The 268-nt window shown below is 54.9% G+C and carries 1 protein-coding gene; it reads left to right on the top strand.

The genetic code is table 11. The annotated features are described in order from the left end of the window. The coding region (locus L6D63_RS28495; protein ID WP_236170521.1) for a hypothetical protein at nucleotides 1-220 on the top strand (220 nt) is incomplete at its 5' end. Nucleotides 221-268: the final 48 nt, after the last annotated feature.

The raw sequence follows: 268 nt of genomic DNA, 5'->3' as shown, positions 1-268 counted from the left end.
GATCCCTGTAGGAGCTGCCGCAGGCTGCGATCTTTTGATTCTGATCTTCAAAGGCCAAGGCAAAAGATCGCAGCCTGCGGCAGCTCCTACAGGACACCGGTCAATGCCAGCTTCATGCTTGAATTTCTTCAAAGGTATCAAGCATGGCGTCAGGCCCGGGTACACCGCGATTCACTGTGGGAGCTGGCTTGCCAGCGATAGCGGTGTGTCAAAAAAATAAGGATGTGACTGACCCGCCGTCATCGCTGGCAAGCCAGCTCCCACAAGT

This window comes from Pseudomonas parakoreensis (assembly GCF_021602155.1).
GTDB classification, from domain to species: domain Bacteria; phylum Pseudomonadota; class Gammaproteobacteria; order Pseudomonadales; family Pseudomonadaceae; genus Aquipseudomonas; species Aquipseudomonas parakoreensis.
This window is presented reverse-complemented; position numbering and strand designations above follow the sequence as displayed.